The 12145-nt window shown below is 70.7% G+C and carries 11 protein-coding genes; 4 read left to right on the top strand and 7 right to left on the bottom strand.

Annotated elements, in window-relative coordinates; all coding sequences use genetic code 11:
• Positions 1-6 precede the first annotated feature (6 nt).
• The 5 genes from TMZ1T_RS05170 to TMZ1T_RS05150 are packed head-to-tail and all read right to left on the bottom strand — an operon-like array spanning position 7 to position 4466.
• Complete coding sequence (locus TMZ1T_RS05170; RefSeq protein WP_012584817.1) at positions 7-1248, bottom strand: SAM-dependent methyltransferase; 1242 nt, start codon at positions 1246-1248, stop codon at positions 7-9.
• Entirely contained in the window at positions 1248-2018 is a 771-nt protein-coding gene (locus tag TMZ1T_RS05165; RefSeq protein WP_012584816.1) for a DUF1365 domain-containing protein, read from the bottom strand. The genes TMZ1T_RS05170 and TMZ1T_RS05165 overlap by 1 nt, the downstream gene beginning before the upstream one ends.
• Complete coding sequence (locus TMZ1T_RS05160) at positions 2018-3391, bottom strand: NAD(P)/FAD-dependent oxidoreductase (RefSeq protein WP_012584815.1); 1374 nt, start codon at positions 3389-3391, stop codon at positions 2018-2020. The genes TMZ1T_RS05165 and TMZ1T_RS05160 overlap by 1 nt, the downstream gene beginning before the upstream one ends.
• A 5-nt stretch (positions 3392-3396) precedes the next feature.
• Positions 3397-4203, bottom strand: a complete 807-nt coding sequence (gene folE2, locus TMZ1T_RS05155) for a GTP cyclohydrolase FolE2 (RefSeq protein ID WP_012584814.1) — start codon at positions 4201-4203, stop codon at positions 3397-3399.
• The gene (locus TMZ1T_RS05150) at positions 4200-4466 is read right to left on the bottom strand and encodes a hypothetical protein (RefSeq protein WP_012584813.1); all 267 of its coding nucleotides are present in this window, start codon (positions 4464-4466) and stop codon (positions 4200-4202) included. Before TMZ1T_RS05150 ends, folE2 begins: the two co-directional genes overlap by 4 nt.
• Before the next feature lie 91 nt (positions 4467-4557).
• Here TMZ1T_RS05150 and TMZ1T_RS05145 point away from each other — a divergent pair, with 91 nt between their 5' ends.
• The 4 genes from TMZ1T_RS05145 (at position 4558) to recQ (ending at position 10055) form a co-directional block, all read left to right on the top strand.
• Positions 4558-6342: a Na/Pi cotransporter family protein gene (locus TMZ1T_RS05145; protein ID WP_012584812.1), complete on the top strand. Its 1785-nt coding sequence runs from the start codon at positions 4558-4560 to the stop codon at positions 6340-6342.
• Between the two features lie 144 nt (positions 6343-6486).
• Entirely contained in the window at positions 6487-7401 is a 915-nt protein-coding gene (locus TMZ1T_RS05140; protein WP_004307857.1) for a MerR family transcriptional regulator, read from the top strand.
• A 203-nt stretch (positions 7402-7604) separates the two neighbouring features.
• On the top strand, positions 7605-8078 hold the full coding sequence (locus tag TMZ1T_RS05135; protein WP_004307858.1) for a YbjN domain-containing protein: 474 nt from the start codon (positions 7605-7607) through the stop codon (positions 8076-8078).
• Between the two features lie 84 nt (positions 8079-8162).
• The gene (recQ, locus tag TMZ1T_RS05130) at positions 8163-10055 is read left to right on the top strand and encodes a DNA helicase RecQ (RefSeq protein ID WP_370695902.1); all 1893 of its coding nucleotides are present in this window, start codon (positions 8163-8165) and stop codon (positions 10053-10055) included.
• A gap of 7 nt (positions 10056-10062) precedes the next feature.
• On the opposite strand, the gene cyoE is transcribed toward recQ, so the two are convergent.
• The gene (cyoE, locus tag TMZ1T_RS05125) at positions 10063-10971 is read right to left on the bottom strand and encodes a heme o synthase (protein ID WP_012584810.1); all 909 of its coding nucleotides are present in this window, start codon (positions 10969-10971) and stop codon (positions 10063-10065) included.
• Positions 10972-11073: 102 nt separating this feature from the next.
• Positions 11074-12144 carry a COX15/CtaA family protein gene (locus TMZ1T_RS05120; RefSeq protein WP_004307862.1) on the bottom strand — a complete coding sequence of 357 codons (1071 nt, stop codon included), beginning with the start codon at positions 12142-12144 and terminating at the stop codon, positions 11074-11076.
• Position 12145 lies beyond the last annotated feature (1 nt).

Here is a 12145-nt window from a genome sequence, read left to right as displayed (position 1 = left end):
CACCATTCAGCCGCCTTGCGACCCTGCGGCGGCATGCGCGAACACGTAGTGATGCACGTCGAGGTCGCCGGTGTCGAAGCCCGCCTCGCAGTAGGCGAGATAGAAACGCCACATGCGCAGGAAGCGCTCGGGGAAGCCCTGGGCGCGCACCGCTGCAGCCTGCGCGTCGAAGCTTCGATGCCAGTGCGCGAGCGTGCGCGCATAGTCGCGCCCGAAGGCGAAGTCGCCCACCACCTCGAGCCCGGCGCGCCCGGCCTGCTGCGCCACCGCGCCCGGGCTGGGCAGCATGCCGCCGGGGAAGACGTGGCGCTGGATGAAGTCGGTGCCGCGCCGGTAGCGCGCGAACAGCGCGTCGGCGATCGTGATCGCCTGCACCACGCAGCGCCCGCCCGGCTTCAGCAGTGCGGAGAGCTGGGCGAAGTAGGTCGGCCAGAAGCGCTCGCCCACCGCCTCGATCATCTCGATCGACACCACATGGTCGTACTGGCCGCGCACGTCGCGGTAGTCGCACAGCTCCAGATCCACCCGGTCGGCGAAGCCGCCGCGCTCGGCGCGCGCACGCGCGAACGCCAGCTGCGCCGGCGACAGCGTGATGCCCAGCACCTTGCAGCCGAACTCGGTGGCGGCGACCTCGGCGAAGCCGCCCCAGCCGCAGCCCACCTCCAGGATGGTCTGCCCGGGCCGCGCGCCGAGCTCGCCGAGGATGCGGCGGTACTTGCGCAGCTGGGCGTCCTGCAGCGACTCGTCGGGCGAGGCGAACACCGCCGCCGAGTAGGTCATGGTGGGGTCGAGCCAGAGCGCATAGAAGTCGTTGCCGAGGTCGTAGTGGGCCTCGATGTTGCGCCGCGAGCCGCTGCGCGTGTTGGCGCGCAGCAGGTGCTGCAGGCGGTGGCTGAGCAGGCGGATCATGCGGCCGTAGATCGCGCCCTGCAGGCGGCTGCGGTTGGCCGAGAGCAGGCGCAGCAGGCCGGGGAGGTCCTCGGTGTCCCACAGGCCGTCCATCCAGGCTTCGCCGAAGCCGATGTCGCCGCGTGCGAGCGCCTCGTCGAACACGGCGTGGTCGCGCACGCGCAGGTGGGCGACGAGCGCACCGTGGCCGGCGCGCACGCGCACGCCGTCGGGCAGTTCCACCGCGATCGCGCCGCCGTCGAGGCGGTCGAGCATCTCCAGGCACAGCCGGGTGGCGCGCGGCAGGCGCGCGAGGCGCAGGCCGGCGAGCGGCTGCAGGGCGTGGTCGAGTGCGTTCATCAGGTGGTCTCCTCGAGCGGCGGCGCGGGCTTGCGGAAGAAGCTCACCCGCCGCAGGGCCAGGCGCAGCGCCTGCCAGTGGATGCGGGCGACGACGCCCAGGGTCATGAAGGGCTGACGCGCGAGCCACTTCGCCATGCTGGCCCCACCGACGGCCTCGGCGCGGCCCGCCAGGCGGGTGGAGAGCTGGCGCTCGCCGCCGTCCCAGAGCTCGATCGACACCGCATGCACGGCGCCGCGCTGCTCGAAGCGGAAGCGGTACTCGCCGCGCACCGGGAAGAAGGGGGAGACATGGAAGCGCTTGCTGGCGCGCAGCTCATCGCCCGCGCCGATGGGGCGCAGGTCGGCGTGGTGCAGCAGGTAGTTGTGACGCTCGCCGAAGGTGTTGTTCACCTCGGCCAGCACCGCACGCAGGCCGCCCGCGCGGTCGTGGCAGAACCAGAAGCTCACCGGGTTGAAGACGAAGCCGAGAATGCGCGGCATGGTCTGCAGCACGATCTCGCCGTCGCATGCCGCGGCCAGCCCGCGCTCGTTCAGGAGGGCGCGGATCCACGGCAGCAAGGGCGAGCCGTCGCGCGCGCCGTGGTCGCGGCTGCGGAAGCTGAACAGGTTGGCACGCTCGATGCCGAGCAGCGGAGCGCGCACTTGGTCCAGGCGGCCGAGCGGCAGGCGCAGGAAGGCGCTCGGGTACACGAAGCGGTTGTGCGCCTGCACGTGGCGCTCGTGCATGACCGCGCCGAAGCACACCGCGGGCTGGAGCGCGTCGGGCATCACGCCGCCTCCAGCGCCGTCCCGGCCCGCTTCGCCGCCGGCACGCGGCCGCGCCGCCACGGCACTTCCACGCCCATCGCCTCGACCACCGCCACCGCCGACTTGAGGCCGTCTTCATGAAAGCCGTAGCCGGTCCAGGCGCCGGCGAACCAGCAGCGCTCGCGGCCCTGGATGGAAGGCAGCGCGGCCTGGGCGTCGATCGCTCCGTGATCGAACACCGGGTGGGCGTACTCGATGCGACGGAAGGTCTTGTCGGCTGCGGGCGCGATGAAGGGGTTGAGCGACACCACGACCGGGGTCTGGAAAGGCAGCGGCTGCAGGCGGTTGATGAGGTAGCTGACCGACACCGGACGCGCGTCGGGCGCGCCCTTGCCGGCGAGGTAGTTCCACGCCGACCACACCTTCGGGCGGCGTGGCAGGAGCGCGGTGTCGGTGTGCAGGTACGCAACGTTGGCCTGGTAGCGCACGGCGCCGAGGATGCGGCGCTCGTCCGGCGTGGCCTCGCTGCCGAGGATGGCCAGGGCCTGGTCGCTGTGACAGGCGAAGACGACCTCGTCGAAGCGCTCCGGCCCGGCCGCGGTGTGCACCCACACCCCGTCCTCGCCGCGTACCACGCGCTGCACCGGCGCGTTCACCCGCACGTCGTCGAGGCGGGCGAGCATGCGGCGCACGTAGCTGCGTCCGCCGCCCTTCACCGTCATCCAGGTCGGACGATCGAGGATCTGCAGCAGTCCGTGGTTGTGGCAGAACTGCACGAAGGTCGCGAGCGGATAGGCGAGCATGGTGTGCGTCGGACACGACCAGATCGCCGCGGCCATGGGCAGCAGGTACCAGTCGCGGAAGGCCTGCGAGTAGTCCTCCAGGTCGAGATACTCGCCGAGCGACAGGGCCGGCATGCCACCTTCGCTCGCCATCCGCGTGGTCTCGCGGTTGAAACGCAGGATGTCGCGCAGCATGACGAGGAAGGCAGGACGCACCAGGTTGCCGCGCTGGGCGAACACGCTGGCAAGGTCGGTGCCGGCCCATTCGAGCTCGGGTTCGGCCAGGCTGACGCCGAAGCTCATCTCGGTCTCCACCGCCTCGACCTGCAGCAGCGCGAACAGCGCACACAGGTTGGGGTAGGTGCGGCGGTTGAAGACCAGGAAGCCGGTGTCCACCGGATGGGTGAGGCCGTCGACGGTCACGTCGATGGTGTTGGTGTGACCGCCGACGTAGCTGCCCGCTTCGAACAGCGTCACGCTGTGCTGCGGCGCGAGCAGCCAGGCGGTCGACAGACCGGCGATGCCGCCGCCGATCACGGCGATCCGCCGCCCCTCGGCACCCCGGCCCGCCTCGCCCGTGGCGTGCAGGCGCTCGATCTCACCCATCTTCATGGCGATTACTCCGGCGCGTTCTCGCCCTCGACGAGGGCGTAGGCGGAATGGTTGTGGATGGACTCGAAGTTCTCCGACTGCACCCGCCACGAGGCCACGCGCGCATCGGCACGCAGGCGCAACGCGATGTCGCGCACGAGGTCCTCGACGAACTTGGGGTTGTCGTAGGCGCGCTCGGTGACCCACTTCTCGTCCGGGCGCTTGAGCAGGCCGAAGACTTCGCACGAGGCTTCTTCCTCGGCCATGCGCACCAGCTCGCGCAGGCCGAGGTCGCCGCGCAGCGTGGCCGACAGGGTGATGTGCGAGCGCTGGTTGTGCGCGCCGTAGGCGGAGATCTTCTTGGAGCACGGGCACAGGCTGGTGACCGGCACCACCGCCTCGAGGGTGCTACGGATCTCGCCGCCCGCGGTCTTTTCCACCACCACGCGGGCGTCGATGTCGAGCAGGCTTTCGACGCCCGAAACCGGCGCGGCCTTCTTCATGAACCAGGGAAAGCGCGCCTCGATGCGGCCGCTCTCGGCTTCGAGCCGCACCAGCATGTCGGCGAACAGGCCGCGCAGACCGTCGAGATCGAGCGCGTCGCGCTCGGCCTCGAGCAGCTCGACGAAGCGCGACATGTGGGTGCCCTTCACCTCGGCGGGCAGGCCGACCGTCATCTCCAGCCTGGCGACGGTGTGCTGCACGCCGCCGTCGAGATCGCGCACCGCCATGGGGTAGCGCAGACCGCGCACGCCGACCTGCTGGATCGCCAGCGCGCGGTGGTCGGCGCTGGATTGCACGTCGGGCAGGAAGAATTTTTCCGGGGCGTTCATGAATGATCCTTTTGCTTGGTGGGGAGGGGGCGCAGCGGAAGATCCGCGCGGTGCACGAAGAGCAGGAGTTCGAGCGGGGTCTGGATCGAGGCCGGGGCCGGGGTCGCGACCGTGTTGTCCACGACGGGCCCGGCAGGAGCGACGGCAGCTGCCGCCGCGACGACCTGGGGCGGTGCGGCCGAAGCCGCGGAGATCCCGAAGGAGACGAGCACCGTAGCGGCGGAGAGGATGCCGGCGCGCCTGGAGAGCATTCTCGCGTTCATGGCCGTGTCCTGGACAAGCGTGGATAACGATTCCACGATAGGCGAGCACCGCAGGGCTGTCAAGAATTTGTCCAGGACAAATTGAAATTGTTTGCCATCCGGTCCAAAGCGCGATGGTCCCCGCCGCGAACAATGCCCTCCCCGCCCGCGCGATCCGGCATTACGCTGTCGTGACGCCCCCTTCCCGCACGAGAGGCCCGCCCTGGACACCAGCCCGCTCGCCATCTATCCGATCGTCGCCGGCCTGCTCGGCGGCATCGGCCTGTTCCTGCTCGGCATGCACATGCTCACCGAGGGCCTCAAGCTCGCCGCCGGCCGCGCGCTCGAGGGCCTGCTCGAGCGCGGCACCGCCACGCCGGTGCGCGGCCTCGGCGCCGGCATGACCATGACCGCGCTGGTGCAGTCCTCCACCGCGGTCACGGTGGCGAGCATCGGCTTCGTCAACACCGGGCTGCTGTCGCTGCAGAACGCGATGTGGGTGATCTTCGGCTCCAACGTCGGCACCACGCTCAACGCCTGGCTGGTGGCGGCGCTCGGCTTCAGCTTCCGGATCGACGCCTTCGCGCTGCCCTTCGTCGGCATCGGCGCGACCCTGATGCTGGCCGGACGCACGGTCCGCCAGCGCGCGCTCGGCCAGGCGCTGGCCGGCTTCGGCGTGCTCTTCCTCGGCATCGACGCACTCAAGGACACCTTCTCGGGTTTCGGCGCGACCATGAACCTGCAGGACCACATCGCACCCGGCTTCACCGGCTGGCTGATCCTGGTCGGCATCGGCACCGTGCTGACGGTGCTGATGCAGGCCTCGGGCGCGGTGATCGCGATCATCATCACTGCCGCCCAGGGCGGGCTGATGTCGATCGAGGCGGCGTGCGCGATGGTGATCGGCACCAACATCGGCACGACCTCGACGGCGATCCTGTCGGCGCTGGGCGCGACCTCGAACGCGCGCCGGGTCGCGGCCACCCACGTGATCTTCAACCTGGTGACCGGCGCGGTGGCGATCGCGCTGCTGCCGCTGCTGATCGGCCTGCTCGGCGCGCTGCGCAACTGGTTCGAGCAGCCGGCCACGCCGGCGGTGATGCTGGCAATGTTCCACACCGCCTTCAACGTGCTCGGGGTGCTGCTGATGGTGCCGCTGGCACGCCCCCTGCGCCGATTCCTGGCGAGCCACTTCCGCAGCCGCGAGGAGGAGATCGCCCGCCCGCGCTATCTCGACGCGCCCTCGCTGGCGGTGCCCGATCTGGCGCTGCGCGCGCTGCGCCTGGAGTTGGGCCGCACGCAGTCCTTCGCCCTCACCGCGCTCACCGCCGCCACGCGGGTGCCGCCGGACGAGCCCTGGATCGAGCGTCAGGCGAGCACGCTCGATGCGCTGGCGCCGGCGATCGGCGACTACGTACGCAAGCTCAACGCCATGCGCCTGCCGCCGGCGCTGGTCGAGGCGGTGGCGCACAGCCTGCGCGCGCTGCAGTATCAGGAGAGCGCGGTCACCGCGGTGCGCCAGGCGTGCGCGCTGGCCACCACGCTCGGCGCGCCGCCGGGCAGCGAGCTCGAGCCGATCGCCGCGGCCTTCCGCCAGGCCACCGGGGCGCTGGCCGCGAGCGCGGACGCGGCGCGCGAGGACTTCTCCGCGCCGGCGGTCGAGGTGCGGCTGGAGGAGGCGGAGCTGCGCTACCAGGCCTTCAAGGAGGCGCTGCTGCTGGAGGGTGCGCACGCCCGCATCGACATTCGCACGCTGCAGGACTGGCTGCGCCTGGCCAGCCTGGAGCGCCGCGCGATCGAGCAGGTGGCCAAGGCGGCGCGCATGCTGGCGGTACTGGACGGCGACCTGACGCCGCAGCAGGCGGAGGAAAAGGCGGGAGAGAACGGGGTGGAGTGAGCGCCGATCGATTGGGGGCGTGGGCGCATGCATCGCGGTCGGAAAATGAAGTCGCCTCCAGCGTCGGCGCCTCATTTGTCCTGGACAAAATAAACTCTCCCGCCTACCATCCTCTTAACGACCATCTCCCGAAAGCTGCTGCCGATGAACGCCCCGAACCCGTCTGAAACCGCCTTCAGCATCGCTGCCGTCGAACGCGACACGGGCCTGGCGAAGGACACTCTGAGGGTGTGGGAGCGGCGTTACGGCTTCCCTGCGCCGACGCGCGACGCCAACGGCGAGCGTGTCTACCCGTCCGACCAGGTGGAGAAGCTGCGCATGATCCGCCGCCTGCTCGACCACGGCCGTCGACCGGCCCGGATCGTGGGCGCAAGCGTCGAGGAGCTGTCTTCGATGCTCGATTCCTGCCTGTGCCCGGAGGGCGGCACGCCTGCCGGTCGCGACGACGGTCTGCTGCAGCTCGTGCGCCTGCATCGCAGCGTGGAGCTCGCCGCTGCACTGCGCCAGGCGCTGATGAAGCAGGGGCTGCAGCGCTTCGTCGCCGAGACGGTGGCGCCGCTGGCGGCGGCGGTGGGCGAGGCGTGGATGCGCGGCGAGGTGGATGTTCCCGAGGAACATCTGTTCACCGAGCAGGTGCAGAACCTGCTGCGCAGCGCGATCGGCGCGCATGCCGCGAGCGAAGGCCGACCGCGCGTGCTGCTGACGACCTTCCCCGAGGAGGAGCACGTGCTCGGCCTGCTGATGGCGGAGGCGATGCTGGTGCCGGAGGGCGCGAGCTGCCTGTCGCTCGGCACGCGCACGCCGCTCGCGGACATCCGCAGCGCGGCGGTGGGTGGCGGTTTCGACATCGTCGGGCTGTCCTTCAGCATCGCCTATCCGGCACGCCAGGCGATCGACGGCTTGCTCGAGCTGCGCGCGCTGCTGCCGGAGGAAATCGGGATCTGGGCCGGCGGCGGCGCGGTCCGCGACAAGCAGAAGCGCCTGCCGGGCATCCGTGTGGTAGGCGACCTGGCGGACACGCTGGCGGCGCTGCAGGAATGGCGCAAGGCGAGCGCCTGAGCGCCGCACGCGCCCTGCGACCGTGCGCGCGCCCGCTGACGACGGGCCTATTCCGGGTTCATGTGCGGTAAAACTTCACGGCATCCGCGCCAAGCCGCCCCGTAGAATCTCGCAAGCATATTCTTGCGCTCGCGCGCGTCCGTCAGGGCGCGCGCTTCTGCCGGATGCGCCACCGCCCGTGTTTCCACAACAGGAGTGATTCCATGAAGGGACTTTCGAAGGGAAGTCTGTTTTTTTGCGCCCTGCTGAGCGCAGCAGCCGGTCCCGCGTTCGCCGACGCGCTGATCGACGCGACCAAGCCCGAACGCCTCTACGAGATCGCCCGAGGATTCGGCTCCGCCGAGCTCGACAAGGACAGCCAGGGGGATCCGCGCATCACCGGACGGATCGAGGGCACGAAATACGGCATTTATTTCTACGGCTGCGTGAAGGGCGCCGACTGCGACGACATCCAGTTCTCCGCCAGCTGGAGCGGCCCCAAGGTCTCGCTTGAGAAGATCAACGACTGGAACCGGACCAAGCGCTTCGGCAAGGCTTACCTCGACAAGGACGGTGATCCGAACCTGGAGATGGAGGTGAACCTCGACTACGGCGTCAGCGCCAAGAACATCGAGGACTCCTTCAATTGGTGGACCAAGGCCCTCAAGGAATACAAGAAGGTCGTCCTCGAGGAATGACGGATGCGGGCCCGGGCGTCGCAGACGCCCGGCTGCCACCGGTCCGTGTCATCGGACGAGACCCGGCGCGGTAAAATGCGCGCCATGCCCACCGACTTCCCCCGCCTGCCCGGCGAACCACGCACGCCCCCCCCGACCACGTTCGACCAGCGCGACGTTCCCCTCGGCGACGCCGCGCATCGCGTGCTCGAGCACGTCTTCGGCTACCCCGCCTTCCGCGGCGAGCAGGGGGAGATCGTCGAGCACGTGGCTGGCGGCGGCGACGCGCTGGTGCTGATGCCGACCGGTGGCGGCAAGTCGCTGTGCTACCAGATCCCGGCGCTGCTGCGCCACGGCACCGCGATCGTGGTGTCGCCGTTGATCGCGCTGATGCAGGACCAGGTGAGCGCGCTGGTCGAGGCCGGCGTGCGCGCCGCCTTCCTCAACTCCAGCCTGGACATGGAGCGCGCACGCGCGGTGGAGCGCGCGCTCTGGGACGGCGAGCTCGAGCTGCTCTACGTCGCCCCCGAGCGCCTGATGACACCGCGCTTCCTCGACCAGCTCGACCACCTGCGCGACACCGGCCGGCTCTCGCTGTTCGCGATCGACGAGGCGCACTGCGTGTCGCAGTGGGGCCACGACTTCCGCCCCGAGTACCTGCAGCTCTCCATCCTGCCCGAGCGCTACCCGGCCATCCCGCGCATCGCGCTCACCGCCACCGCCGACCGCCAGACCCGCGAGGAGATCGCCGAGCGCCTCAACCTGCAGGCGGCGCGCCGCTTCGTCTCCAGCTTCGACCGCCCCAACATCCGCTACACCATCGTCGAGAAGAACGACCCGCGCCGCCAGCTGCTCGACTTCATCCGCGAGGAATGTCCCGGCCAGGCCGGCATCGTGTATTGCCTGTCGCGGCGCAAGGTCGAGGAGACCGCCGCCTGGCTGCAGGAGCAGGGCCTCGCCGCCCTGCCCTACCACGCCGGCATGACGCAGGAGATCCGCGCCGAGCACCAGAGCCGCTTCCTGCGCGAGGACGGGCTGATCATGGTGGCGACGATCGCCTTCGGCATGGGCATCGACAAGCCCGACGTGCGCTTCGTCGCCCATCTGGACCTGCCGCGCTCGATCGAGGGCTATTACCAGGAGACCGGCCGCGCGGGGCGCGACGGCCTGCCGGCGCAGGCCTGGATGGCCTGGGGCGCGCAGGACGTGGTGCAGCAGCGCCGCATGATCGACGAGTCGGAGGCGAACGAGGAGTTCAAGCGCCTGGCGCGCAACCGGCTCGACGTGCTGGTCGGCCTGGTCGAGGCCACCGACTGCCGCCGCCAGCACCTCCTTGCCTACTTCGGTGAACAATCGACCCCCTGCGGCAACTGCGACAACTGCCTGCACCCGCCGCAGACGTGGGATGCCACCGAGGCGGCGCGCAAGGCCTTGAGCTGCGTATTCCGCACCGGCCAGCGCTACGGCGCCGGCCACCTGATCGACGTGCTGCGCGGCGAGCTCACCGAAAAGGTGGTCGAGCGCCGCCACCAGGACATCACCACCTTCGGCATCGGCAGCGAGCTCGACGAGAAGCGCTGGCGCACGGTGTTCCGCCAGCTCGTCGCGCGCGAGTTGGTCGCGGTGGACCACGAGCGCTACAACGCGCTGCGCCTCACCGACGCGGCCCGCCCGCTGCTGCGCGGCGAGGCCGAGTTCCACCTGCGCCTGGAGCCCGAGCGCAGCCGCAGCCGCGCCCGGCGGCGCAGCGGCGCAAGCCTGGATATCCCCGACGGCATCCCCACCACGCTCTTCGACCGCCTGCGCGCCTGGCGCTTCGCCACCGCCAAGGAGCGCAACGTGCCGGCCTACGTGGTCTTCCAGGACGCGACGCTGCGCGAGATCGCCATCGCCCGTCCGCACACGCTGGCGGAGCTGGCCGGCATCAGCGGCGTGGGCGATCGCAAGCTGGAGCACTACGGGGCGGCGATCCTGCAGCTGGTCGCCGAAGCGGGCTGATCCTCGATCACAGATAGTGGTCCGCCAGCAGCACGAGGAACAGCAGCATCAGGTGGGTGATCGAGAAGCGGAAGGTGCGGATCGCCGTGTCGGCGCGCGGAGCGAACTTGAGCCGCCAGGCGTGGTGCAGGAACCGCAGGTTCAGGGCCAGGCTGCCCGCCAGGTAGAACGGCCCGCTCATCCCCACCAGATACGGCAGCAGGCACACTGCAAGCAGCAGCACGGTGTAGAGCAGCACCAGCGTGCGGGTGAACTCGATGCCATGGGTGACCGGCAGCATCGGCAGGCCGGCGCGGCGGTAGTCCTCGACGCGGTGGATGGCCAGCGCCCAGAAGTGTGGCGGGGTCCACGTGAAGACGATCATCATCAGCAGCCAGGCCTCGGCGCCGACCGTGCCCGTCATCGCCGTCCATCCCAGCACCGGCGGCAGCGCGCCCGCGACCCCGCCGATGACGATGTTCTGGGGGGTGGCGCGCTTGAGGAACACGGTGTAGACGACCGCGTAGCCGAACAGCCCGGCCAGCGTCAGCCACGCGGTGAGCGCATTGACCTCCACCAGCAGCAGCACGAAGCCCGCCGCGGCGAGCGCGCACGCGAAGCCCAGCGCCTGCGCGCCGCTCAGGCGCCCGCTGGGCAGCGGACGCAGCCGGGTACGCGCCATGCGGGCGTCGATCTTGTGGTCGAGCACGTGATTGAAGGCCGCCGCCGCGCCTGACACCATGGCGATGCCCAGGCTCGCCACCAGCATGCGCGCGAAGTCGGGCAGCCCGGTGGTGGCGAGCATCATGCCCACCCAGGCGGTCAGCACCAGCAGCGCCACCACGCGCGGCTTGGTGAGCTGCCAGAACGCGCGACCGAGCGCGAGCGCCTCGCCCAGGCTGCCTGCCGCCGTCGGAATTCGCTTGTAGCCGTCCATGTCCGCCTCCCCTGCCTCTCTCCGTCGGGCCTTGCCGCCCGAGATCGCGCGCCACTCTCCGGCAAGCCGCTCGCGAGCCCTCATCGAGCCCTCAGCGGGCCCTTAGCGGGCCCTTAGCGGGCCCTCGAGCGCTCCCCCGTGCGAAGGTCCCGCCCACGCCCGTCCTCGGGCACCCGCCCCTCGAGCCGCGTTCACCCGGATCTGCCGCACCAGCAGCACCAGGGCGGCCAGCAGGCAGGCCGCGGTCAGGTTGTGGGCGACCGCATTGAAGAGCGGTACCTGGCCGACGACGTTGACCAGGCCGAGCGTCACCTGCAGCACCAGCAAGGCGCCGACCGCCGCCGCGAGCCGGCGCAGGCGCACGCTCGCCGCCCGACGCCGGCACAGCAGCACCAGGCTGGCGAGCACGGCGGTGGCCACCAGTGCACCGATGCGGTGGAGCACGTGGATGCTCATCCGGGCCTCGTAGGGCAGCACGCCGAACTCGTAGGTCTCGTGTCCCAGCGGCAAACCGAAGGCGGCGCGCAGCGAGAACCGCGCGCTCCAGCCGCTTTCGCACAAAGGCAGTTGATGGCACACCGCCGCTGCGTAGTTGGCCGAGGTCCAGCCGCCGAGCGCGATCTGCGCCAGCAGCACGACGACGGCGAGCCAGGCCAGCGGCAGCAGCCGGACAAGCCCGGGCTCGGCGGGCCGGGCAGGCTCGGGGCGGTCGTGGCCGAGCTCGACGCGCAGCAGCGCCAGCATCGACAGCAGCGCGAAGCCGCCGAAGAGGTGCGCCACCACCACCACCGGCATCAGGCTCAGCGTCACCGTCCACATGCCGAGCGCGGCCTGCAACACCACCAGCGCCAGCAGCGCCGCGGCCAACCCGCGCCCGCGCGGCAGGCGGCGCGAGACCGCGAAGATCGCCAGCACGCACAGCCCGAGCAGGCCGGCGAGGTAGCGGTGCACCATCTCGTTGCGCGCCTTGAAGGGATCGACCTGCGCAGCGGGGAAGCGCGCCTGCGCCGCCGCGATGTGCTCGTCATGCACCGGCGGCGTCAGCCGTCCGTAGCAACCCGGCCAGTCGGGGCAGCCCAGCCCGGCGTCGGTGAGCCGGGTGTAGGCGCCGAGCGCGATCACCGCCAGGGCGAGCACCAGGGTTGCATCCACCAGCCAGCGCACGCGCGTCATC

It is taken from the genome of Thauera aminoaromatica, assembly GCF_000021765.1.
Lineage (GTDB): Bacteria > Pseudomonadota > Gammaproteobacteria > Burkholderiales > Rhodocyclaceae > Thauera > Thauera aminoaromatica.
Note: the sequence above shows the minus strand (reverse complement) of the source record. Positions and strands in the feature narration are given on the sequence as shown.